This window comes from Luteibacter pinisoli (assembly GCF_006385595.1).
Taxonomy (GTDB): domain Bacteria; phylum Pseudomonadota; class Gammaproteobacteria; order Xanthomonadales; family Rhodanobacteraceae; genus Luteibacter; species Luteibacter pinisoli.
Window position 1 is genome coordinate 3,279,824 of sequence record NZ_CP041046.1, and the last position, 24,725, is coordinate 3,304,548.

The following is a 24,725-nucleotide window of genomic DNA, read 5'->3' on the forward strand; positions in this document are numbered from 1 at the left end:
CGGCTGGGAGGGCCTTCGAGCCGCCCGGTGGGGCGGCCCTTGGACTACATTAGGCCTTTGACGCCGGGCTCCCGCGCTATGTCCATGTTCAAAGGTGTGATCCTGGGCTTTGCCTGCTACGCGGCCTACGCGTGGAGCGATGCCTTCGTGAAGTCGCTGGAAGGCACCCTGCCCGCGTATGAGGCCGTCTTCTTCGGCGCGGTGCTGGCCCTGGCGGCCCTGCCCTTCCTGAAGAAAAAGGAAGACCGCTGGAGCGAGATCGTCATCTCGAAGCTGCCCGGCCTGTGGCTGCTGCGCGCCATGGCCGGCGCCATCGGCAACGTCACCGCCGTCATGGCGTTCACCGCCCTGCCCATGGCCGAGGCGTTCTGCCTCATCTTCCTGCTACCGATCTTCGTCACCATCCTCTCGGTGATCTTCCTGCGCGAGCACGTGGGCTGGCGGCGCTGGTCGGCGGTGCTGGTGGGCTTCCTCGGCGTGCTCGTCGTCCTTCGCCCGGGTTTCCGCCACCTGGGCACCGGCCACGTCGCGGCGATCATCTGCGGCATCACCGGCGCCCTGTCGATCATCGCCCTGCGCATGGCGGGCGCCACCGAAAAGCGCATCACGCTGTATGGCGCCGGCGTCATCGGCCCGATGATCGCCGGCTTCATCATGATGCTGCCGCACTTCGTCTGGCCCGATGCGCACCAGTGGTTCCTGGTGCTCGGCTACGGTCTCTTTGCCGCGGCCGGTGCCGTGCTGCTGATGCTTGCGACGCAGAACGCCCCGGCCAACCGCGTGGCGCCCACGCAGTACAGCCAGATGTTGTGGGCCATCCTGTTCGGCTACCTCATTTTCCACGACCACCTGGACTGGCCGATGCTCATCGGCATCGTGCTCATCCTCGGCGCCGGCCTGTTCACCTTCGTCCGCGAAGAAAAGAAAACCGACTGGTGGCGCTGGACGAATATCGTCTGATGCACGCCGTCGATTGAAGGCGCGCGCCGACACGCCGTGGCGGCATGGGCGAACGCGCACTGCTCACCATCGAAGGCGGCGACACGACGATGACCTTGCTCGTGTCGCGGTTCAAAGCGGCGTCGGTTCGTTGAACTAATAAAAGCGAAAGCCCCGCAGTGCGGGGCTCCGTAGTCCGAAAACCTCTTGCGTCCGCATCGGGCGGAGCCACTGGGTGGCAGGCGACGCTGGCTTGTGGCCATCCGACTTTGACGCCTGGGACGAACGCTACCCATATTGCGACGTGAGTCAATCCGAATCCCCTCAACGCGGGCCTTCGCAAAAAAGGAATCACGGGATCCGATGGTTGACGGTGTGTGCGTGAGCGAATCCGACGTGTGTCACGAGAATCGCCCACGCAAGAGTCAGCAATCCCTGATTCGTTGCCCTTACCGTATTCGAAACTATGTCGGCTCCCTATTTGGAGCCGACCATGCGCGCCACACCGACGTCTTCCTCCCCACTGCCGCGCAGCTCCTGAAACGACGCGCACATCATGGGGACTCACTGGAACGCCGGGCTCATGCGGTGGCGACCGCATGTCGACCCGATGGGAGAACGTCATACGCTGGATCATCTTCACCCGATCCGATTCGTCCACGCCTTGAAGGCAACAAACAACCGACCCGAGGCGATTGTCACAGTCCACGTAGGCTTCGGTCTCCACTGCTTCACCCGTAAGTGCAGCCCAACGACCGAACGGGTCGATACGTATCGCGACAAACGCGAAACGCGTGAGTTCGATCCCGAACGGTACCGGTTGTCGACGCGGCTTCCAGGCATCGTCACGACGCTCCACGAGCGGCCATGCGCCTTCGGCAGACACGACAACTATGTGACGGTGGATCTCGCTAACGCGGCCAACGAAGAGGCGAGCAGATATGCGGTCTTCTTCAACGTCAGGCGTTGGCACCGGGAGGGTCCATCGGCACTACTGCTCGTTGTCCAAAGCGCTTATCCCCTTGAGCAGGGAAAGGGCATGCCAACCACTGGGCGAATTGCGTTCAACGCCCTCCTGGGCCACGCCCTTCGTGGGACACAACCTCATCCACCACGCTAGAAAAAGCGAAGCCCCGCATAGCGGGGCTTCTTAGTCCGAAAACCTCTTGCGTCCGCACCGGGCGGAGCCACTGGGTGGCAGGCGACGCTGGCTTTTGGCCATCCGGCTTTGGCGTCTGCCGCGTACTTTAGCCCCGTAACGCCATACCGTCAATACGAATCGCCTCAAATCAAGGGTTTACGCATTATTTTCTGCGAGTATGCCTATGAATTGCTGACGCCGTGCGGCACGTGGCCCGTGGCCACGACACGGCGGGCGGATTCCACATTGGCGGGGCTATCGTCGAAGAAGATGTCGGCGCCGAAGGCGTCGAGGAACGGACCCTTGTCGCGACCACCGAGGAACAGCGCTTCGTCGATGCGGACGCCCCAGCGGCGCAGCGTGAGGATCACGCGCTTGTGGGCGGGCGCGGAGCGTGCCGTAACCAGGGCCGTGCGGATCGGCGAGGTCTCGGCGGGGAACGCCGCCTGGAGGCGATGCAACGCCGAGAGAAAGCCACGGAACGGGCCGCCGGAGAGCGGCTCGGCCCAGAGTTCGGTCTCGTTGCGGTGGAACGCATCCAGGCCCTGCTCCTGCGACACCCGTTCGCCCTCGTCGCCGAAGATCACCGCGTCACCGTCGAAGGCGATGCGCAGCTGCTCGGTGGACCGGGGCGGCGCGATGGAGGGCAGGATCGTCGCCGCCGCGACGCCGGCGCGCAGCGCGCGGCCCACGTCCTCGGCGTTGGCCGACAGGAACAGGTCGGCCTTGAACGGAGCGATGTAATCGGAGGTCGGCGCGCCGCTGGTGAAGGCCGCACGCGAGATGCCCAGGCCGTAATGCTGGATGGCGTTGAAGATGCGCAGGCCGGTATCACCGGAATTGCGCGAAAGCAGGATCACTTCCACCGCGGGCAGGTCGCCCGAGAGCTTGTTCAGGCCCAGCAGCTTCTGCACGAGCGGGAACGCGACGCCGGGCTTGAGCAGCTCGTCTTCGTGCTCGATCTGGTACGTGCGGTACGCATCCAGGCCGTCGCGCTCGAACAGCTCATGGCTGCTCCCCATGTCGAACAGCGCGCGCGACGAAATCGCCACCACGAGGCGGTTATCGCCGACGGATGATTCGGCGTGGGCGCTACTGGGCTGGGTTTCGTCGGGGGCGTTCATGGCGTGGCGGTCCGTGGGTATCGGCTACAGCGCGAACTGCTCATCGAGGATGCGCTGCTGCAGGTTGTGTTCCGGGTCGAACAGCAGCCGTACGCCGTGGCGGCGACTCTGGCGGATGTCCACCGTGCGCACGTCACGCACTTCGTGGAAATCGGCGGTGGCGCTGATCGGCCGCTTGTTCGGGTCTTTCGTGTCAAAGCCCACCTTGGCCGCGTGCGGCAGGATGGCGCCGCGCCAGCGTCGCGGACGGAACGGGCTGATTGGCGTGAGCGCCAGCACGTTGGCGTCCAGCGGCAGGATCGGGCCGTGGGCCGACAGGTTGTAGGCGGTGGACCCGGCCGGCGTGGCGACAAGGATGCCGTCGCACACCAGTTCGTCCAGCTTCACCTCGCCGTTCAGGCGCACCTGCAGATGGGCGGCCTGGTTGCTCTGGCGCAGCAGGGCCACTTCGTTGAAGGCAAGCGCGCGGTGCTCCACGCCATCGCAGCAGATGCAATGCATCTCCAGCGGGTGCAGGACGGCCGGATGCGCCCGCTCGATACGCTCGACCAGGCCTTCAGGCTCGTGCTTGTTCATCAGGAAGCCAAGCCGGCCCAGCTTCATCCCGTAGAACGGAATGCCGAGGGCGCGGTGGGCATGCAGGGTGCGCAGCATGAAGCCGTCGCCACCGAGCGAGACGATGATCTCGGCATCGGCGGGCTCAACACCGCCGTAGCGCTTGTCGAGCACCACGCGGGCGCGCTGGGCGACATCGGTTTCGCTGGCAACAAAGGCTAGGCGCATGGCGGGCTGCGTAAAGGACCAAGCCGGAGCTTAGCAGCAAGAGGCCCCGCCGAAGCGGGGCCCCTGTTCGTTACACCGGGATCTGCGCCAGCTGGGCCAGGCGGCGGACGGCGACCGAAGCGATCGGGTAGTCGGCGTTCTGGGTGAGGATCTCGGCGAGCATGCTGCGGGTGTACTTCAGCGTGGCATCGTCGCGTTCCAGCCAGGCCTTCACCGGGCTCACGTCGGTGCGGTCACCGGCGATGGAGAGCACCTGCAGGGCCAGGGCGCGATGCTGGGCATTGAGCTCGTCCAGCAGCGAACCGCGGGCCTGGGCGTGCCACGCCCCTTCCACCGGCAACGCCTCGATCTGACCGCGCAGCCATTCCAGGTCCAGGGCTTCGCCCAGTTCATAGAACACCTTGGCCACCGTGGCGATGTCCTTGCCGCTCTGCTTCGACACTTCGACCATGTCGAGTGCCGCACGCAGCACCGGAACCCGGGCCAGGCGCACGGCCAGTTCGGTGGGGATGCCGAAGCCTTCCCACTTTTCCTGGCTGGCTTCGAAATCGCCACGACCGGTGTCGGTGAGCGCGTCCGGCAGGGCCTTGCGCAGGGTGGTTACCCCGGCCGCGTAACGGTCGACGTTGGCCGCGATATCCAGCGAACCGCCCGGACGGTTGAGCAGCCAGCGGGTCAGGTGGCGCAGCAGCGACCAGATCTGCAGGATCGCGTCGATCTGCGTGTCTTCGGCCACCTTGCCATCCAGCGCCTCCAGCTCAGCCCAGAGATCGCGGGCATCGAGGATTTCGCGCGCCGCCGTGTACGCCTTGGCAATGGACGCCGGGCCGTGGCCCGTGTCTTCCTGCATGCGCATCATGAACGTGGCGCCCATGCGGTTGATCGTCGAGTTGGTCACCGCCGTGGCGATGATCTCGCGCTTCAGGCGATGGCGCTGCATGTGCTCGGCGTACTTCTCGTGCAGCGGCACGGGGAAGTAACGCACCAGCTCGCGCGACAGGTACGGATCTTCCGGCACGTCCGAATCCAGCAGCTGCTGGAACAGGCGGATCTTGTCGTACGAGAGCAGCACCGACAGTTCCGGACGGGTCATGCCCTGGGCACGCTGCTTGCGCTCGGCAAGCTCCGCGGCGGTGGGCAGCGACTCCACGGCACGGTCGAGCAGCCCTTCGGCCTCCAGCGTGCTGATGAAGTGCGCCATCGAGCCCAGGCGGCGCACCGACTGGTGCTCCATGACGGTGATGGCCTGGTTCTGGCGGTAGTTATCCCAGAGCACGAGGCGGCCCACTTCGTCCGTCATCTCGGCCAGCTGCTTGTTGCGGCCTTCGAAGGTGAGCTCACCACGCTGCACGGCGTCGTTCAGCAGGATCTTGATGTTCACCTCGTGATCGGAGGTGTCCACGCCCGCGGAGTTGTCGATGAAGTCCGTATTCATCAACACGCCGGCCTGCGCGGCCTCGATGCGGCCCTTCTGGGTCATGCCCAGGTTGCCGCCTTCGCCGATCACCTTGCAGCGCAGCTCATTGCCGTTGACGCGCAGCGCGTTGTTCGCGCGGTCGCCGACCTCGGCATGGGTTTCGCTGGTGGCCTTCACGTAGGTGCCGATGCCGCCGTTCCACAGGAGGTCCACCGGCGCCTTGAGGATGGCCGAGAGCAGGTCGTTCGGCGCCATGTGGGTGGCGTCGGCACGGATGCCCAGCACCGCCTTCACCTCGGCCGACACCGGAATGGACTTGGCGCTGCGCGGGTACACGCCACCGCCCGCGGAGATCAGCGACTTGTCGTAGTCCTCCCACGACGAACGCGGCAGCGCGAACATGCGCTGGCGCTCGACAAAGCTCTTCGCCGCATCCGGATTCGGGTCGAGGAAGATGTGGCGGTGGTCGAACGCGGCCAGCAGGCGGATGTGCTCGGAGAGCAGCATGCCGTTGCCGAACACGTCGCCGGACATATCACCCACGCCCACGGTCGTGAAGTCCTGGGTCTGGCTATCCCGGCCCATGGCACGGAAGTGGCGCTTGACCGACTCCCACGCGCCCTTGGCGGTGATGCCCATGCCCTTGTGGTCGTAACCGTTCGAGCCGCCCGATGCGAACGCGTCGTCCAGCCAGAAGCCGTGCTCGGTGGAGATCGCGTTGGCGATATCGGAGAACGTCGCCGTGCCCTTGTCCGCGGCGACGACCAGGTACGGATCGTCGTTGTCGTGGCGGACCACGTCGTGCGGCGGGACGACCTTGCCTTCGACCAGGTTATCGGTGATGTCGAGCAGGCCGTTGATGAACATGCGATAGCACGCGATGCCCTCGGCCAGCTGCGCGTCACGATCGCCGCCCACCGGCGGACGCTTCACGAAGAAGCCGCCCTTCGAACCCACCGGCACGATGACGGTGTTTTTCACCATCTGCGCCTTCACCAGGCCAAGCACTTCCGTACGGAAATCCTCGCGGCGATCCGACCAGCGCAGGCCGCCGCGCGCGACGGAACCGAAGCGCAGGTGGATGCCTTCCACGCGCGGGGCGTACACGAAGATCTCGCGGTACGGCACCGGCTTGGCCAGCTCGGGCACCTGGTGGCTGTCGAACTTGAAGGCGATATAGGCGCGGTATGCACCGTCAAAGGCCTGGAAGAAGCTGGTGCGCAGGGTGGCATGCACCAGCGAGATGAAGCTGCGCAGGATGCGGTCTTCGTCGAGGCTGGAGACGTTGTCGAGCAGCGCGTTGATCGCCTCCTCGACGGCCGCGGCCTGCTGGTCGCGCGGCAGGGCGAGAGCGGCAATGAGATTGCCGATCAGCGCCGGATGCGTCGCCAGCGTGTCCTGGTCGATCAGGGCGTGCATCTCGTGCGAGAGCATGCCCTCGGCGTAAGCGCGCTCCTTCTCATTCATGTTCTCGCGGCGTGGATCGAAGCGCGCGTTGAACATTTCGATGATCAGCCCGGCGATGGCCGGGTAGCGGTTCAGGGCGTCTTCCATGTACGCCTGGGAGAACGCGACGCCGGTCTGCAGCAGGTACTTGCAGTAGCCGCGCAGGACGGCCACCTGGCGCCAGTTGAGCTTGGCGCCGAGGACGAGGCGGTTGAAGCCGTCGTTCTCCGCGTTGCCGCGCCAGATCTGCTCGAAGGCGTCTTCGAAGATGGTGCCCACCTGCGAGACGTCGAACGCCAGGCGACCCACCGGCTGCACTTCGAAATCCTGGATGTACAGCGAGCCTTCGCCCACCTTCACTTCGTACATGTGCTCGGTGAGCACGCGCAGGCCGAGGTTCTCCAGCTGCGGCAGCACTTCGGAGAGCGCGATGTCCGATCCCGAACGGTAGACCTTGAAGCGCAGCTCTTCCGGACGGTGCGGCGGGTGGTAGAACGACATGCTGATCGCATCGGGGCCATCGAGGCCCGCCAGCGAACGGACGTCGGCCGCGGCGACAGCCGGGGACACTTCGTCCACGTAGCCGGCCGGCAGCGACTTGCCATAGCGGTTGGCCAGGATGATGCCCTGCTGCTCACCGGCGGTTTCCACCAGCTGGTCGCGCAATTCGTCATACCAGTTGCGGGCGATCGAGGTGATCTTGGCCTCGATCTCCGCGGCGTCGTACACCGGATGGTCGCCGATGCGCGGACGCACGACGACATGCAGGCGCACCAGGGCGGCTTCACCCATCAGCACCGCGGAATCCACGTGCTCGCCATGGAACGCTTCGCGAAGCACGGCTTCGACGCGCTCGCGCACGGTGGTGTTGAAGCGATCGCGCGGGATGAACACCAGGCAGGAGAAGAACCGGCCGTAGCTGTCGCGGCGGATGAACAGGCGGGTGCGCGTACGCTGGGCCAGCTCGAGCAGGCCGGAGGCCAGCGCGAAGAGCTCATCGGTGCTGCACTGGAACAGCTCATCGCGCGGCAGCGTGTCGAGGATGTGCTGCAGCGCCTTGCCCGAGTGCGAATCGCGCTTCAGGCCCGAGCGCGCCATCACGGCCTCGCACTTGTCGCGGACCAGCGGCACGTGCTGCGGGTGAGCCATGTAGGCGTTGGACGAGAACAGGCCCAGGAAGCGCTGCTCGGCCACCGGGCGGCCGTTGCCGTCGAAGCGCAGGACGCCGATGTAATCCATGTAGCCCGCGCGGTGGATCGGCGAGCGGGCGTTGGTCTTGGTCAGGATGATCGCGTCGGTGGCACCGGAGCGCGGCAGCTCGCTGGCGGCCAGCGTGCGCAGCGAACGCGGCGCGAGCGAGCGCTCGGCCGTGCGCAGGATGCCCAGGCCCGAGCCTTCCACCGTGCGCAGCACTTCGTCGCCTGCGTCGGCGGCGACTTCGTATTCGCGGTAACCCATGAAGGTGAAGTGGTTATCCGCCACCCAGTTCAGGAATTCGGCGGCCTCGTGGACTTCCTCGCCGGTGTACGGCAGGGAGCGCTTGCCGAGGTCGGCGGCGACCTCCTGCATCTTCGCGCGCATCGCCTTCCAGTCGGTGACGGCTTCGCGCACGTCGGCCAGCGCGGTCTCGAGGTTGGCCTTGACCGTGTCCAGCTCGGTGTCGTCGATGCGGTCGATCTCGAAGCGCATGATCGACTCGGCGTGGTCGCCGGTGCCCATGGCTTCCATCTGGCCGGCGGCCGAACGCGTCACCGGCACCACCGGGTGGATGATGGCGTGGATGTCGGCATGGGCCGCAGCCACCATGGAAACGGTGTCCACGAGGAAGGGCATGTCGTCGGTGACCACCTCGATCACCGCACGGGTACCGGAGACGCCCGGGTTGTACACCCGCACCTTGGCCTTGCCCGGCTGGCGCTCCCGCGCGAAGTCGAGCAGGTCGGCGATCAGCGCCGCCCAGCGGTCCGGGGTGTGCAGGGCATGGTCCGCCTGCGCCATGCGTTCAAAGAAGGCCTCGATGAAGAAGCGCGCCTCATTGAGGCGGCCGGTCGGGAAGTCGATTTTCTTCAGTTCATCGAAAACGAGCGTCTGGAACTGGCCGTTTTCGGCCGCGCGAATCGCATTCATGGGCAGATATCGATGTGGGGATAGTTGGGAAAACCGTAAAAGCATAGCTCTCGTACGTGTCATAGAGCCACACCGATCGCATATGCGATTCAAGTGATTTTCACCGCAGCGCGGCAATTCATCCGTTAGTAAAGACGCACTGGGCACGCAGGGTGGATTGGCACGACATGTGCGTCGCAACAATTCGCGTGCGAATGGGCGTCATGACCGTTGACGCTGGCGACGGGGAGATTCTAAACTGGACGGTATAGTCCAGCAGGTATAGGTATGTCTCACCTGGAGAGCCGCCCCGCGTCAGATCGGCAGCAGCGGGTGCTCCAGGCGGCCTGTGCCCTGTTCCTGCGCGATGGTTACCGCGTCAGCATGGGCGCCGTGGCTCGCGAGGCCGGGGTGTCCAAGCAAACCGTTTACGCGCATTTCGAGAACAAGGACAACCTTTTCCACGCTGCCGTCGAACAACTTGTCCTGCCGCTCCACGCGAGCCTGTCCCCGGAGCGCCGCGGCCTGGCAGCCACCTTGCTCGCATTGGCGCAGGCGCACCAGACCCACGTGATGGATCACGAAAACGTCGCCCTCGGGCGAATGTTGATCGCCGAGGCGCCCCGCTTTCCGGCGGCGGCGCGGACTTTTTTCCGCACGGCCATCGAAACGGTGGCCGTGCGGTTATCCAGCTGCATGGCCGAGGCGATGGACAACGGCGATATGCGCCGGGAAGACCCGGCCGTGGCGGCGGAACTGTTCCTGTCCATGTTGCATGGGCTGGAAGGGGACCGCCGCCTGTTTGGCCTGCGTGCCCGGGGGCCCAAGGCACAGGACGACTGGGCCCGGCATGCGGTAACAGTATTTATGCATGCGTACGACATCCTCCCGGATGGCCGGACGCGAACAAACAAGAAACCTGGAAAAGGAACGGAGTTCTCATGAATCCCCTGCCCCTGCGCACCACCCTGCTGTCGGCCGGCCTTATCGTCGCGCTGGCCGCCTGCCACAAGCAGGAAGCCCCCCAGCAGCCGCCCCCGCCGCAGGTGGGTGTCATCACCGTCCAGCCGCAGGACGTTCCGCTCGTCCAGGACCAGGTCGGGCGCGTTTCCGCGTTCCGCACCGCCGATGTGCGCGCCCGCGTGCCCGGCATCCTCCTGCACCGCCTGTACACGGAAGGTACGGACGTGAAGGAAGGCCAGTCGCTGTTCAAGATCGACCCGGCGCCGCTGCAGGCCGAACTTGACGCGCAGGTGGCCAACCTGGCGTCCGCGAAGGCCACGGCCGTGAACAGCAAGGCCCAGGCCGATCGCGCCCGCGGCCTCATCGGCAAGAACTACGTCTCGCGTGCCGACCTCGACACCGCCGAGGCCACCGAGCGCACCTCCAACGCCGCCGTGAAGCAGGCCGAGGCCGCCGTGCAGTCGGCGCGCATCAACCTGGGCTTCACCGATGTCCGCTCGCCGATCTCCGGCCGCGCCGGCAAGCAGCAGGTCACCGAGGGCGCCCTGGTGGGCCAGGGCGATACCACCCTGCTCACCCAGGTGGACGAACTGGACAAGGTCTACATCAACTTCAGCATGTCGGTCTCCGACCTGGACACGATGCGCACGGCCGCCGCCAAGGGCTCGGCCACGCTGTCCGCCACCGACCAGTCGCAGGTCCGCATCCAGATGCCGGACGGTTCGGACTTCGGCGAGACCGGCCAGCTCGACTTCTCGTCGGCCACCGTGAACCCGCAGACCGGCACCACCGACCTGCGCGCCCTGCTGCCGAACACCAACCAGCGCCTGCTGCCGGGCCAGTTCGTCACCGTGAAGGCCACCCTGGGTGACCTGCACAACGTGTACCTGGTGCCGCAGCCCGCCGTGCTCCGCGACGCCAACTCGGCCTACGTCATGGTCGTCGGCACCGCCAAGATGAAGGACCCGCAGTCGGGCGAGGAGAAGACCATCGAGTCGGCTGCCGTCCGCCACCAGATCCAGACGGACCGCCTCAGCGGCACGAACTGGGTGGTGACCAGCGGCCTGAACCCGGGTGACAAGGTGATCGTCGAGGGCGTGCCCAAGGCGAAGGACAACGCGCCGGTCAACGCGCAGCCGGCGAAGCAGCCGGACGCCGCTGGCGCGGCCCCGGCGAAGGCAGGCACCGCTGCCGCCCCCGCCGGCAAGCAGTAAGGGAGTTCCGTCATGCCGAGTTTCTTCATCGACCGCCCCATCTTCGCGTGGGTCGTGGCGATCCTGATCAGCCTTTGCGGCACGATCTCCCTGCTGAACATGGGCATCGAGTCGTACCCGAACATCGCGCCCCCGCAGGTCGTCGTTACGGCGACCTACCCGGGTGCGAGTGCGGATACGACCGAAAAGACCGTGACGCAGGTGATCGAGCAGCAGCTGACCGGTATCGATCACCTGTTGTACTTCAGCTCCTCGTCCAGCTCGTCGGGCCAGGCCACGGTCACGCTGACCTTCGAAACCGGTACCGATCCTGACATCGCGCAGGTGCAGGTGCAGAACAAGGTCTCGCTGGCCACGCCGCGCCTCCCGTCGGAAGTGACCCAGCAGGGCGTCGTGGTGGCCAAGTCCAACCCCGACTTCCTGATGTTCGTCGCCCTCACCTCGACCAACCCGGCCATCGACAGCCATCGCCTGATGGATATCGTGTCGTCGCAGGTGCTCGACCAGGTGGCGCGCATCCCCGGCGTCGGCAGCACCCGCCAGCTCGGTGCCGAATACGGCATGCGCGTGTGGCTGAACCCGGACAAGCTGCGTGGCTACGGCCTCTCGGCGACCGACCTGCAGTCGGCCCTGTCGACCCAGAACGTGCAGTTCGCCGCCGGCTCGATCGGTACCGACCCGGCCAGCAATGGCCAGGGCTTCAGCGCCACCGTGTCGGCCGAAGGCCGCTTCACCACCGCGGAACAGTTCTCCAACATCATCCTGCGTGCCAATAACGACGGCACCGTGGTGAAGCTGAAGGACGTCGCCCGCGTGGAACTGGGCCCGCAGAGCTACGGCTTTGCCACGGAATGGAACGGTACGCCCACGGGCGCCTTCGGTGTGCAGCTGCTGCCGGGCGCCAACGCCCTGGACGTGGCCAACGCCGTGCGCGCGAAGATGGCCGACCTGGCCAAGAGCTTCCCGGATGGCGTGACCTGGTTCGCCCCGTACGACACGACGAAGTTCGTGGTGATCTCCATCGAGGAAGTGGTGCACACCCTCGTCGAGGCGATCATCCTGGTCTTCCTCGTGATGCTGCTGTTCCTGCAGAACTTCCGCGCCACGATCATCCCCACCCTGGTGATCCCGGTGGCCCTGCTGGGCACCTTCCTGGGCCTGTCGCCGCTGGGCTTCACCATCAACCAGCTGACCCTGTTCGGCATGGTGCTGGCCATCGGTATCGTGGTGGATGACGCGATCGTCGTTATCGAAAACGTCGAACGCATCATGTCCGAGGAAAACGCGACGCCGAAGGAGGCGACGCGCAAGGCCATGGGCCAGATCACCGGCGCCATCGTGGCGATCACCGTGGTGCTGGCGGCGGTGTTCGTGCCCTCGGCGCTGCAGCCGGGTGCCTCGGGCATCATCTACAAGCAGTTCGCGCTGACCATCGCCGTGTCGATGGGCTTCTCGGCCTTCCTCGCGCTGTCGTTCACCCCTGCCCTGTGCGCCACGATCCTCAAGCACGACCACGGCCAGGGCAAGAAGAACATCGTCTACCGCAAGTTCAACGAGGTCTTCGACTGGACGACGCACACCTACGCCGGCCACATCACCTCGGCGGTGCGCCATGCGCCGCGCTGGATGATCGTGTTCGTGCTGATCACGGTGCTCTGCGGCTTCCTGTTCACCCGCCTGCCCACCAGCTTCGTCCCCGACGAAGACCAGGGCTACGCGCTGGCCATCGTGCAGCTGCCGCCGGGCGCCAGCCTGGAGCGCACGCAGAAGGCGCAGGAAGACATCCGCGCCGTCATCCTCAAGGATGCGGCCGTGGACGGCGTGTTCCAGATCTCCGGCTTCAGCTTCCTGGGCCAGGGTGAAAACGTCGGCATGGACTTCATCCGCCTGAAGGACTGGTCGGACCGTGACGTGACGGCCACCCAGTTCATCGGTGCGATGAACGGCAAGCTGCAGTCGGTGACCAACGCCACGATCTTCGTGGTGAACCTGCCGACCATCCGCGGCCTGTCGCAGTTCGGCGGTATCGACATGTACCTGCAGGCACGTGCCGGCCAGTCGCGTGACGAACTGACCCAGGCTCGCAATCAGCTGCTCGGCGCGGCCGCACAGGACAAGCGCCTGGTGGGTATCCGTCCGAACACGCTGGAAGATGCGCCCACCCTGCAGCTGGACGTCGACCGTACCCAGGCGCAGACCATGGGCCTGTCGGTCAGCGATATCTACACCGCCATCCAGCTCACGCTGGCGCCGGTGTACATCAACGACTTCCAGTACGGCGGCCGCGTGAAGCGCGTGATGTTGCAGGCCGACGCCCCGTACCGCATGGGTACGGATGCGTTCGACCACATCTTTACCCCGAGCACGCTCAGCTCGGCCTCGACCAGCTCGAGTTCCACGAGCAGCGTCAGCAGCGCGACGACGTCGACCGACAGCAACATGATCCCGCTGTCGACGGTGGTCCACTCCAAGTGGATCAACGCGTCGCCCAGCCTCACCCGCTACAACGGCTACTCGGCCGTGGAAATCGTCGGTAACCAGGCCCCGGGTTATTCCACCGGCCAGGCCATGGGCATCGTCGAAGGCATGGTGAACGACAAGCTGCCCAAGGGCTTCGGCTACGACTGGACCGGCCAGTCCTACCAAGAAATCCTGGCGGGCAACTCGTCCACGATGTTGCTGTTGCTCTCCATCGTCATCGTGTTCCTCTGCCTGGCCGCCCTGTACGAAAGCTGGTCGATCCCGGTGGCGGTGCTGCTGGTGGTGCCGCTGGGCCTGCTCGGCACGGTGGTGTTCTCGATGCTGCGCGGCCTGCCGAACGACATCTTCTTCAAGATCGGCCTGATCACCGTGATCGGCCTGGCCGCGAAGAACGCGATCCTGATTGTCGAGTTCGCGGTGGAACAGCAGGGTGCGGGCAAGACGCTCAAGGATTCGGTGGTGGAAGCCGCTCGCCTGCGACTGCGCCCCATCCTGATGACCTCGCTGGCGTTCATCCTCGGCGTGTTGCCGCTGGCGATCTCCACGGGTGCGGGTGCGAATTCCCGCCACGCGATCGGTACCGGCGTGATCGGCGGCATGCTGTTCGCTACGTTCCTCGGCCTGCTGCTCATCCCGGTGTTCTACGTGGTGGTGCGTCGCATGCTGGGTGACAAGCTGGACGAAGCCTCGAAGACCATTCGCCACCACGGCGATGATCACGACGGCGGCCATGACGGCCCGCACGGCGGCGGCAGCGACCCGCACGGCAGCGGCGGTGGCAGCCCGGCCGTGAACGTGGCGCCGCACGCACCGAACATCGGCGACGTGCACGCCTTCGACTCGGACCCCCGACGGGGCACCGATCGGACGTAAGACGAAAGAGCCCGGCTAACGCCGGGCTCTTTTTTTGTGCGGTTGACATCCCTGGCGGCATGCCACAGCATGAAAAAACGATCTGGCCGTCCAGACGTCTCACCGGGCCACCATCAAGAGGCATCCGTGATCCCGACCGCGCAGCACCCCATCAACACGCTCTCCCTGCCGACCACCCTGATGGTCGCGGCGTGTTGTTGCCGCTGTATGGGCTGATCTCGCCCGCGCGCCTCCCTTAGGCGCGCCTCCCGTTCCGCCAATCCCCCTCCCATTTATCCAAGCCATCGCCCCAATGGCGAGCTAGCGTCGTTCGCGTGCGTTTTTGCGAATGGCGTCGCTTATCCATCGCTCCCCCATGAGGATCGCACCCCATGCTGCACGCTCCGTTCCGTCGCCTTGCCCTCCCCGCCATGATCGCCGCCAGCCTCGGCATGCCTGTCGCAAGCGCGCAGGAGACGCCCCCCGATGCCCAGGGCAAGCCACCTACCCAGCTCGAACAGGTGGTCGTCACCGGTACGCGCTCGGTCAACCGCAGCCAGGAAAGCTCGCTTTCGCCCATCGACATCGTGACCGCGAAAGATCTCCAGACGGCGGGCGACACCCAGCTGGGCGCCGTGCTATCGCGCCTCGTGCCATCGCTGAACTTCCCCCGCGCGCCCGGGAACGATGGCTCAGGCATCGTGCGTCCCGCCGCCCTGCGCGGCCTGTCGCCCGATCAGACCCTGGTGCTCGTCAACGGCAAGCGCTGGCACACCAGCGCGCTGTTGAACCTGCAGGGCGCCCTCGGCCGCGGCTCGGCGCCAGCCGACCTCAATTCGATTCCCATCTCCGCGATTGATCACATCGAAGTGCTGCGCGATGGTGCGTCGGCGCAATACGGCTCCGACGCCATCGCGGGCGTGATCAACATCGTGCTCAAGGGGGCGGCGAAGCCGGGCAGCAATGAAGCGTCGATCACCGCCGGCCGATACAGCGCCGGCGACGGCAAGCAATGGCAGGGCGAGGCCAGCCTCGGCGTACCGCTCGGCGGTGACAAGGGCTGGGCGCGCCTGAGCGTGGTGCAGGGGCATGCGGATGCGACGAACCGTGGCGGCCTCGACTACCGTGACCCGACCTCGCCGGTGTACGGCCAGCGCACGCAGCGCATTGGTGAGCCGGATATCAGCACGCACCAGGCCCTGCTGAATGTGCAGTACGCGCTGGCAGCGCATGCCGATTTCTATGCCTTTGGCAGCACGAGCAGCCGCGAAGGCACGTCGCCCGCCCTGTTCCGCGCCTACAACAGCACGCGCAACGTGCCGTCGATTTATCCCGAAGGCTTTCTCCCGCTCAACGATGTGCGGTCGATCGACAGCGCCCTGGTGGCCGGTGTGCGCGGCACGACGACCAGCGGATGGCGTTGGGACATCAGCGGCAACTACGGCCGCGACCACGTCAGCATCGACCCGATCCACACGTTGAACGTCGACCTGGGCGCCGCCAGCCCCACCCGCTTCAATGCGGGAAGGCTGGTGTCCACGCAAAAGGCGTTCGACGTCGACATCGCGAAGGACCTGTCGGTCGGCTGGCTGCAGAATCCGGTGACGCTGGCGTTCGGGGTCGAGTACCTCTATCAGCGCTACGGGATCGAAGCGGGTGATCCGGCGTCGTACTTCGGGACGGGATCGCAGGGCTTTCCCGGCTTCACGCCGGGCGACTCGGGTTACCACTCGCGCCACGATGTCGCCGAATACATCAGCCTCGAGAACCAGATCACCGACAAGCTGAGCGGCTCGCTCGCGGTGCGCCATGAGGACTATACGGACTTCGGCAACACGACCTCCGGCACCCTGTCAGGCCGGTACGACTTCACCGATACCTTCGCCCTGCGCGGCACGGCAGGCACCGGCTTCCGCGCACCGTCACTGGCGCAGCAGTTCTACACCACGACCTCCACGAACGTCATTGGAGGCATCCCGACGCAGATCCGCAATTTCTCCGTGAGCGATCCGGTAGCGCGTGCGCTGGGCGCGGAACCGCTGAAGGCCGAGAAGTCGCACAACTACACCCTCGGCGCGACCTACCTGCCCGGCGACTGGACGTTTTCGCTCGACGTCTACCAGATCACCATCGGCGATCGCGTCGTGCCGTCAGAGAACCTGGTGGGCGATGATGTGCGCGCGTACCTGACCAGCCAGGGCTACGCGAACATCCAGGGTGGCAGCTACTTCACCAATGCGCTTAAGACACGCACGCGCGGCGTCGACTTCAGCAGCGGCTATCGGCTTAACCTCGGCGACGCCGGGCTGCTGCAGTTCACCGCGGCGTACAACCGCAACCACACGACCATCCTTTCCGTGGCGCCAAACCCTCCGGCACTCGCCCAGAACGGCCTTGAACTCGTGCGCGTGGGCCACATTGCCCAGGGCTACATCACCAATGGCGCGCCGCGCGACAAGATCGCCCTCGGCACGGACTACACATGGGGCAACTGGAGCGCACACGGCACGCTGACCCGCTACGGCACGTTCCTGCAGAACCAGGATCCCGTAAGCAACCCTGGCTACGACCAGTGGTTCCCCGCGCGCTGGCTGCTCGACCTCTCCACCAGCTACGCCGTCGATGGATGGACGTTCACCGCGGGCGTCGACAACCTCACCAACGTGTACCCGCAGAAGTACAAGGCCGGCAGCGATGGGGCGGTGGGTGGCACGTGGCCATATCCGGACTATTCGCCGTTTGGGTATAGCGGGCGGTATCTGTATACGCGGGTCGCTTATCGGTGGTAATTGGACGCCTCCCACCCTTCCGACTTGAGTACATTCGCACCCCTTAGCGCATCTCACAAAAGCGCGTGGGCGATGCCTACGTTCGATCGAGTAACACGCCTGCATAGCTAAGAAGGCGCTTCAAAGACGATGGCATTCCGTCTTCGAGGCGCCCGCTCATGCTTGGAACAACTCGTTGTGGTTTGCTTCGCGACCGCGTGTATGTCTACATGTGTCGCTGCATACCGTGACGGGTCCGCGTTTCGAGTGGGACGATGAGAAAGCCCGGAAGAACCTGTCCAAGCACGGAATCACGTTCACGAGTGCAGCCGAGGTGTTCAAAGATGCCTGGGTGTTAGAGGAACCTGATGATCGCGACTACAGCGAGCATCGTCACATCGCCATCGGGGTTGCGAACCGACAAACGCTGTTTGTTGTGTTTACACCTCGCGGCGAGTCCATCCGCCTGATCTCAGCCCGAAAGGCTGCTCGACATGAATTCACCAGATACTGGAATAACCGTCTATTACACGCTTGATCTCGATGCGCCGATAAGCGAAGAGGCCATCGCGGAGCTCAATGCCCTCGACGACCGCCCCATCGACTTTAGCGATGAGCCAGAACGGATCTCCGATGAAACATGGTACCGGCCAACGTGGGCGATTGAGCGCGCGAGGCAGCTCGTAGCTTCCGGTCGCGGTGACCCGGCTATTGAGCGAATGCTCTGCGCGTTTGACGAGGGCATCCCTTTACTGGGACGCACGTTGCTTGCGCCGTCGAACAACGCGCCCTAAGCCTCACTTTGCACAAAGGCGTCGATCAATCTTCCCGATCCCCAGGCGCAAAAAAGCCCCAGCTTCCGCCGGGGCTTTCCGTCGTCGCAGCAGCGGGCTCGGTTAGCGCAACCCCGTCTCGGCGCGCGCAATCACCATGCGCTGGATCTCGCTCGTGCCCTCATAGATCTCGGTGATCTTGGCATCGCGGAAGTAACGCTCCAGCGGCATTTCCTTCGAGTAACCCATGCCACCGTGGATCTGCACGGCCTGGTGGGTGATCCACATGGCGGATTCGGAGGCAACGAGCTTGGCCATCGACGCTTCGGTGCCGAAACGGCCGCCGGTCCTTTCGACCTGGCCCTTCGTCCATGCGGCGCGCAGGGTCAGCAGCAGGGCCGAGTCCAGCTTGCACTTCATGTCGGCGATCTTGGACTGCGTCATCTGGAAGGTGCCGATCGGGGTACCGAAGGCCTTGCGGTCACGCGACCACTGCAGCGTGGCCTCGTACGCCGCGCGGGCGACGCCCACGGCCTGCGAGGCGATGCCGATGCGGCCAGCGTCCAGCACGCCCATGGCGATACCGAAGCCCTTGCCTTCCGCACCGAGGAGGTCTTCCTTCGGGCACACGTAGTCGTGGAATTCGATCTCGCAGGTGGCCGAGGCGCGGATGCCCAGCTTCGGCTCGGTCTTGCCGGCGAGGAAGCCGGGGCGCTTGGTGTCGATGATGAAGGCCGAGACGCCCTTGGCACCGATCCCCGGCGTGGTCACGGCGAACAGCACGATGTAGCGCGCCACCGGGCCGGAGGTGATCCAGCTCTTCTTGCCGTTGATGACCCAGTCGCCGTCGGCATTCTTGATGGCGCGGGTGTGCATGTTAGAGGCGTCCGAACCCGACTGCGGCTCGGTAAGCGCGTAGGCGCCAATGGCCTCGCCCGAGGCGATGGCGCGGACGTACTTCTGCTTCTGCTCTTCGGTGCCGCTCTTGAGGATACCGTTGCAGAACAGGGAGTTATTCACCGACATGATCGTGGAGGTGGCGACATCGGCCGCGGCGATCTCGACCATGGCCAGCACGTAGGCCACCGGGTCCATGCCCGCGCCACCGTACTCTTCCGGTACCTCGATACCCATCAGGCCCAGCTGGCCCATCTCCTGGATGTTCTCGAGCGGAAACTCGCCCTTCGCATCGAACTCGGCGGCCACGGGCGCGATGCGCTTCTGGGCAAAGTCACGGGCGATGGACTGGATCGACAGCTGGTCGTCGGTAAAGCGGAAATCCATGGGTCATACCTCGGGCCGACAGGCGGCTCGGCTAGTCTTTGGGGAGGGAAAGCAATCTCCCCATTCTAACGGTCGTTCGAGGCTTTGCCGCCCTGCACCGCAACATGCGCCCTTGACCTTGGGGCCGTTGGGCCGCATCCTTAGTATCTCTGTATCGCGATATAAGGATGTGGGATGGATCTGTCGACCGCCTCGACCGTGTTGCGGCTGTTGGCCGACCCCACGCGCGTCCGCCTGCTCGCCCTGCTCGACCGTGAGGAACTGACCGTGGCCGAGCTGGCCGCCGTCCTCCACCTGGCACAGCCACGCGTGTCCACGCATCTGGCCAAGCTCAAGGAGGCCGAGCTAGTCCGCGACCGCCGCGCCGGCGTCTCGGCTTATTACCGGGCCAATGCCGAAGCCGATCCCACGCTGGTGGCGCTGGTGGCCACGCTGCGCGACACCCTGAGCGACGCCCTGCTCCGCGAGGATTTCGAGCGCCTGCCCGCCGTGCTCGCCCAGCGTGCCAGCACCGAAGGCTGGGCCGACACCGTGGCCGGCGACATGGAGCGCCATTACTCGCCCGGACGCACCTGGGAAACCCTCGCGCGCTCGCTGCTCCAGCTGCTGGAGACCGGTGACGTGCTGGATATCGCCTCGGGCGACGGTGTCACCGCCGAGCTGCTCGCACCCCACGCGCGGTCCATCCTCTGCATCGACAGCTCCGAGCGCGTGGTGGAAGCCGCCCGCCAGCGCGTATCCACCTTCCGCAACGTGGAAGTCCGCCAGGGTGACATGCACCGCCTGGACCTGGGCGAGCGCCGCTTCGACCTTGTCCTGATGATGCACGCCCTCACCTACGCGGAACATCCCGCGGAAGTGTTCAACCAGGTCGCCAGCGTGCTCAAGCCAGGCGGCCGCGTCCTCGCGGTCACCCTGGGCCAGCACGACCATCGCGCCGTCGTCGAGCCGTTCGACCACCGCAACCTCGGCTTCAGCTGCGACAGCCTCACGGCGATGGCGCGTGGTGCCGGCCTGGACGTGGTCAGCTGCGACCGCCTGAGCCGCGAGCGGCGCGCCCCGCATTTCGAAGTCATCAGCCTGCTCGCCCGCAAGGCCTGAGGAGACACACCATGAGCAACCTTCCCTGGCTTCACCCCGAGCGCGTAGCCCTCATCCAGAAGGGCCTCGCCAAGCGGATCATGATCCTCGACGGCGGCATGGGCACCATGCTGCAGAACCATAAGCTGGATGAGAGCGGCTACCGCGGCGAGCGCTTTGCCGGTGGCAACGACAGCACGCACGACCACGGCCACGATCATCCCGGCGAATGCGACCTGAAGGGCAATAACGACCTGCTGCTGATCTCCCAGCCGGAGATCATCCAGGGCGTGCACCAGGCATACCTCGAGGCCGGTGCCGACTTCATCGAAACCAACACGTTCAACGCCACGCGCGTCAGCCAGGCCGACTACCACCTCGAACACCTGGTGCCGGAGCTGAATCGCGAAGGCGCCCGCCTCGCCCGTGAAGTCTGCGATGCGATGACGCTGAAGACCCCGGAAAAGCCGCGTTTCGTCATCGGCGTGCTCGGCCCCACCAGCCGCACGGCATCGATCTCGCCCGACGTGAACGACCCGGGCTTTCGCAACATCAGTTTCGAAGAGCTCAAGGCCAACTACGTTGAAGCCGCCCGCGCCCTGATCGAAGGTGGCGCGGACACCATCATGGTCGAGACCATCTTTGACACGCTCAACGCCAAGGCGGCGCTGTTCGCCCTGTCCGAGCTGTTCGACGAACTGGGCGCACGCGTGCCGGTGATGATCTCCGGCACCATCACCGATCGTTCCGGCCGCACGCTGTCGGGACAGACGGCCGAAGCCTTCTTCTACTCGGTCGAACATATCCAGCCGCTGTCCGTCGGCCTGAACTGCGCCCTGGGCGCGGAAGACCTGCGCCCGCACGTGGCCATGCTCGCCCGCATCGCCAATGCCGCCGTCAGCACGCATCCCAATGCCGGCCTGCCGAACGCGTTTGGCGAATACGACGAGAGCCCCGAGAGCATGGCCGCGACGATTCGCGATTTCGCGGCCGACGGCCTGATCAACATCGTCGGCGGCTGTTGTGGCACCACGCCCGCGCACATTGCCGCCATCGCCGCGGCCGTGGCCCCCTACGCGCCGCGCGCCCCCAAGAGCACCGCCGAAGCCGCATGAGCATTCGCTATACCCGCCTTTCCGGCCTCGAGCCGCTGGTCCTCACGCCGGACCTGAACTTCATCAACGTCGGTGAGCGCACCAACGTCACCGGGTCGGCGCAGTTCCGCAAGCTGATCAAGGAAGGCCGCTACGAAGAGGCCGTGGAGGTCGCCCGCCAGCAGGTGGAAAGCGGCGCGCAGATCATCGACATCAACATGGACGAAGGCCTGATCGATTCCGAAGCCGCGATGACGCGCTTCGTGAACCTGATCTCGTCCGAGCCGGATATCGCCCGCGTGCCGGTCATGGTCGATTCCTCCAAGTGGAGCGTCATCGAGGCCGGCCTGCGCTGCCTGCAGGGCAAGGGCATCGTCAATTCCATCTCCATGAAGGAAGGCGAGGCACTGTTCCTCGAACACGCGCGCAAGGTACGCCAGTACGGCGCCGCCGTGGTCGTGATGGCCTTCGACGAACAGGGCCAGGCGGATACCAAGGAACGCAAGGTCGAGATCTGCTCGCGCGCCTACGAGCTGCTGGTGGACGGCATCGGCTTCCCGCCGGAAGACATCATCTTCGATCCCAACATCTTTGCCATCGGCACCGGCATCGAAGAGCACAACAACTACGCCGTGGACTTCATCGAGGCCACCCGTGAGCTCAAGAAGCGCTTCCCCGCGTCGCATATCTCCGGCGGCGTCTCGAACGTCTCGTTCTCGTTCCGCGGCAACAACCCGGTGCGCGAAGCGATCCACTCCGTGTTCCTGTACTACGCCATCGCGGCGGGCATGGACATGGGCATCGTCAACGCCGGCGCCCTGTCGATCTACGACGACCTGCCGGATGAACTGCGCGAGCGCGTCGAAGACGTGGTGCTGAACCGTCGTAGCGATGCCACCGAGCGCCTGCTCGACATCGCCGACAAGTACAAGGGTGGCAAGGGCGCCGTCGCGGTGGAATCCGCCGCGTGGCGCGACAAGAATGTACAGGACCGCCTCAGCCACGCACTGGTCCACGGCATCGACCAGTTCGTGGTGGAAGACACCGAAGAAGCGCGCCAGCAATCGACGCGCCCGCTGGATGTGATCGAAGGTCCGCTGATGTCGGGCATGAACGTCGTCGGCGACCTGTTCGGCGCCGGCAAGATGTTCCTGCCGCAGGTGGTCAAATCCGCCCGCGTGATGAAAAAGGCCGTGGCGCACCTCATCCCCTTTATCGAGGAAGAGAAGCTCCGCTCCGGCGAGGCCGTGCGCAGCAACGGCAAGATCGTGCTGGCCACCGTGAAGGGCGACGTCCACGACATCGGCAAGAACATCGTCGGCGTCGTGCTCCAGTGCAACAACTTCGAGGTGATCGACCTCGGCGTGATGGTGCCGACACAGAAGATCCTGGATATCGCGAAGTCCGAGCAGGCGGACATCATCGGCCTCTCCGGGCTGATCACGCCGTCACTGGAAGAAATGAGCCAGGTGGCGCGTGAGATGCAGCGCCAGGATTTCCACGTGCCGTTGCTGATTGGCGGCGCCACCACCTCGCGCGCGCATACCGCGCTGCGCATCGAGCCGCATTACAAGTCACCCACGGTGTGGGTGAAGGACGCCTCGCGCGCCGTCGGCGTGGCGCAGTCGCTGGTCAGCAAGGACCTCGTCGACGACTTCATGGCCAAGGTCCGCGCCGATTACGCCGAGGTCCGCGAGCGCCACCGTGGCCGCGGCACGGGCAAGACCCTGGTATCGCTGGGCAAGGCCCGCGAGCAGCGCTTCAAGGGCGACTGGGAGGCCTACACGCCGCCGGCCCCGCGCACGCCGGGCATCACCGTGTTCGAGGATTACGACCTCGCCGAGCTGCGCCGGTACATCGACTGGTCGCCGTTCTTCAACGCCTGGGAGCTGGCGGGCAAATACCCGGCCATCCTCAGCGACGAGATTGTCGGCACGCAGGCGACTGAACTGTTCAACGACGCGCAGGCCATGCTCGACACCGTCATCGCTGAGAAATGGCTCACCGCCAAGGGCGTGATCGGCTTCTGGCCGGCCGCACAGGTCGGTGACGATATCGAGGTGTATGACGACGATGCCGCGGATAAGGGCAAGCCGCTGGCCGTGCTCCACCACCTCCGCCAGCAGGTGGACAAGCCGGTGGAACGACCGGACTTCTGCCTCTCCGACTTCGTCGCGCCCAAGGACAGCGGCGTACGGGACTGGGTGGGCGGCTTCGCCGTGACCGCCGGCATCGGCATCGACACGCACGTCGCGCGTTTCGAAGCCGCGCACGACGACTACTCCGCGATCATCCTGAAGGCCCTGGCCGATCGCCTGGCGGAAGCCTTCGCCGAACGCATGCACGAGCGCGTACGCAAGGAATACTGGGGCTACGAGCCCGAGGAAGCGCTGGATAACGAGTCACTGATCGCCGAGGCCTACCGTGGCATCCGCCCTGCCCCGGGCTACCCGGCGTGCCCGGAGCACACCGAAAAACGCACGCTGTTCGCGCTGCTTGATGCCACGAAGCACACCACCGTGGAGCTGACCGAGGGCATGGCCATGTATCCCACGGCCGCCGTCTCGGGCTGGTACTTCTCGCATCCGGACAGCCAGTACTTCGTGGTCGGCCGCCTTTCCCGCGAGCAGGTGGACGACTACGCGAAGCGCAAGGGCTGGAGCCGCCAGGACGCGGAGCGCTGGCTGGCCACCAACCTCGACTACGACCCGGACTGACCCGGTCTCAGGTCTCTTCGGGACCGCCGGGCTTCACGGTCTCGTTGTGGTCCCGGTTCTTCAGGTGGGCGAACACGTTGTAGAACGACACCAGCATCGGGAAGGCCGTCTGGATGATGCCCACCGAGTCGTTCTTGCCCCAGATGAAGTAAGCGAGGGTCAGGATGCTGCCGGACACCGACAGGTACCAGAACGACATCGGCACGGTCACCCGCTTGTTCTTCTTCGTGGCGTAGAACTGGACGAACCAGCGCGCCGTGAAGAGCAAGGTGCCCAGCAGGCCGATGATCTTCCATGGCGTCAGGGTGATCAGGTGGAGCTCGGTAAGGGCTTCGTGCATGGCGGGGTCCTTGGCGTGCGTCCGCCGATTCTAAGGCGTACCGCGTTGCGGGTGCCTTACGGGAAGGCAAGGAAAAAAAAACCCGGCGCATGGCCGGGTTTTTAAAAGCATTCGATGGTGGGCGGTACAAGGATCGAACTTGTGACTCCTGCCGTGTGAAGGCAGTGCTCTACCGCTGAGCTAACCGCCCATCGAGCCGTGCA

At 65.3% G+C, this 24,725-nt stretch carries 15 protein-coding genes and 1 tRNA gene; 10 read left to right on the forward strand and 6 right to left on the reverse strand.

Translation table 11 applies throughout. The features are described 5' to 3' along the window. Positions 1-84: 84 nt before the first annotated feature. A complete protein-coding gene (locus tag FIV34_RS14950) occupies positions 85-960 on the forward strand; it encodes a DMT family transporter (protein WP_139985984.1) in 876 nt (291 codons plus the stop codon). Positions 961-2,262: 1,302 nt separating this feature from the next. On the opposite strand, the gene FIV34_RS14955 is transcribed toward FIV34_RS14950, so the two are convergent. The 3 genes from FIV34_RS14955 to FIV34_RS14965 all read right to left on the reverse strand — a co-directional run bounded on the left by FIV34_RS14955 (position 2,263) and on the right by FIV34_RS14965 (position 8,977). Next, a complete protein-coding gene (locus tag FIV34_RS14955; RefSeq protein WP_139984101.1) occupies positions 2,263-3,204 on the reverse strand; it encodes a 5'-nucleotidase in 942 nt (313 codons plus the stop codon). Between the two features lie 24 nt (positions 3,205-3,228). Beyond that, positions 3,229-3,987, reverse strand: coding sequence for an NAD kinase (locus FIV34_RS14960; RefSeq protein ID WP_139984103.1), 759 nt, complete (start codon positions 3,985-3,987; stop codon positions 3,229-3,231). Positions 3,988-4,057: 70 nt separating this feature from the next. Continuing rightward, positions 4,058-8,977 (reverse strand): NAD-glutamate dehydrogenase, encoded by a 4,920-nt coding sequence (locus FIV34_RS14965; protein WP_139984105.1) that lies wholly within the window; start codon positions 8,975-8,977, stop codon positions 4,058-4,060. A 363-nt stretch (positions 8,978-9,340) separates the two neighbouring features. Between FIV34_RS14965 and FIV34_RS14970 the strand changes: the two genes are divergently transcribed. The 6 genes from FIV34_RS14970 (at position 9,341) to FIV34_RS14995 (ending at position 18,028) form a co-directional block, all read left to right on the forward strand. Beyond that, entirely contained in the window at positions 9,341-9,901 is a 561-nt protein-coding gene (locus FIV34_RS14970; RefSeq protein WP_246058634.1) for a TetR/AcrR family transcriptional regulator, read from the forward strand. Continuing rightward, on the forward strand, positions 9,898-11,133 hold the full coding sequence (locus FIV34_RS14975) for an efflux RND transporter periplasmic adaptor subunit (protein WP_139984109.1): 1,236 nt from the start codon (positions 9,898-9,900) through the stop codon (positions 11,131-11,133). Before FIV34_RS14970 ends, FIV34_RS14975 begins: the two co-directional genes overlap by 4 nt. 12 nt (positions 11,134-11,145) lie before the next feature. Next, positions 11,146-14,487, forward strand: coding sequence for a multidrug efflux RND transporter permease subunit (locus tag FIV34_RS14980; protein ID WP_139984111.1), 3,342 nt, complete (start codon positions 11,146-11,148; stop codon positions 14,485-14,487). Positions 14,488-14,858: 371 nt separating this feature from the next. Then, positions 14,859-17,255: a TonB-dependent receptor plug domain-containing protein gene (locus FIV34_RS14985; RefSeq protein ID WP_139984113.1), complete on the forward strand. Its 2,397-nt coding sequence runs from the start codon at positions 14,859-14,861 to the stop codon at positions 17,253-17,255. Between the two features lie 226 nt (positions 17,256-17,481). After that, entirely contained in the window at positions 17,482-17,772 is a 291-nt protein-coding gene (locus FIV34_RS14990; RefSeq protein ID WP_139985986.1) for a BrnT family toxin, read from the forward strand. Next, positions 17,729-18,028 carry a hypothetical protein gene (locus FIV34_RS14995; protein WP_139984115.1) on the forward strand — a complete coding sequence of 100 codons (300 nt, stop codon included), beginning with the start codon at positions 17,729-17,731 and terminating at the stop codon, positions 18,026-18,028. Before FIV34_RS14990 ends, FIV34_RS14995 begins: the two co-directional genes overlap by 44 nt. Before the next feature lie 102 nt (positions 18,029-18,130). On the opposite strand, the gene FIV34_RS15000 is transcribed toward FIV34_RS14995, so the two are convergent. Then, positions 18,131-19,291 carry an acyl-CoA dehydrogenase family protein gene (locus FIV34_RS15000; protein ID WP_139984117.1) on the reverse strand — a complete coding sequence of 387 codons (1,161 nt, stop codon included), beginning with the start codon at positions 19,289-19,291 and terminating at the stop codon, positions 18,131-18,133. A 174-nt stretch (positions 19,292-19,465) separates the two neighbouring features. On the opposite strand from FIV34_RS15000, the gene FIV34_RS15005 reads away from it, so the two are divergent. Genes FIV34_RS15005 through metH form a run of 3 tightly spaced genes read left to right on the forward strand, consistent with a single transcriptional unit; the run spans position 19,466 to position 24,182 of the window. Further along, complete coding sequence (locus FIV34_RS15005; RefSeq protein ID WP_139984119.1) at positions 19,466-20,392, forward strand: ArsR/SmtB family transcription factor; 927 nt, start codon at positions 19,466-19,468, stop codon at positions 20,390-20,392. Between the two features lie 11 nt (positions 20,393-20,403). Next, complete coding sequence (locus FIV34_RS15010; protein WP_139984121.1) at positions 20,404-21,486, forward strand: homocysteine S-methyltransferase family protein; 1,083 nt, start codon at positions 20,404-20,406, stop codon at positions 21,484-21,486. Continuing rightward, positions 21,483-24,182, forward strand: a complete 2,700-nt coding sequence (gene metH, locus FIV34_RS15015) for a methionine synthase (RefSeq protein ID WP_139984124.1) — start codon at positions 21,483-21,485, stop codon at positions 24,180-24,182. The genes FIV34_RS15010 and metH overlap by 4 nt, the downstream gene beginning before the upstream one ends. 7 nt (positions 24,183-24,189) lie before the next feature. On the opposite strand, the gene FIV34_RS15020 is transcribed toward metH, so the two are convergent. Together FIV34_RS15020 and FIV34_RS15025 are read right to left on the reverse strand one after the other, a co-directional pair. Further along, the gene (locus FIV34_RS15020) at positions 24,190-24,522 is read right to left on the reverse strand and encodes a lipid-A-disaccharide synthase N-terminal domain-containing protein (protein ID WP_139984126.1); all 333 of its coding nucleotides are present in this window, start codon (positions 24,520-24,522) and stop codon (positions 24,190-24,192) included. 115 nt (positions 24,523-24,637) lie between these two features. Further along, positions 24,638-24,712, reverse strand: a tRNA-Val gene (locus FIV34_RS15025). Between the last annotated feature and the right edge of the window lie 13 nt (positions 24,713-24,725).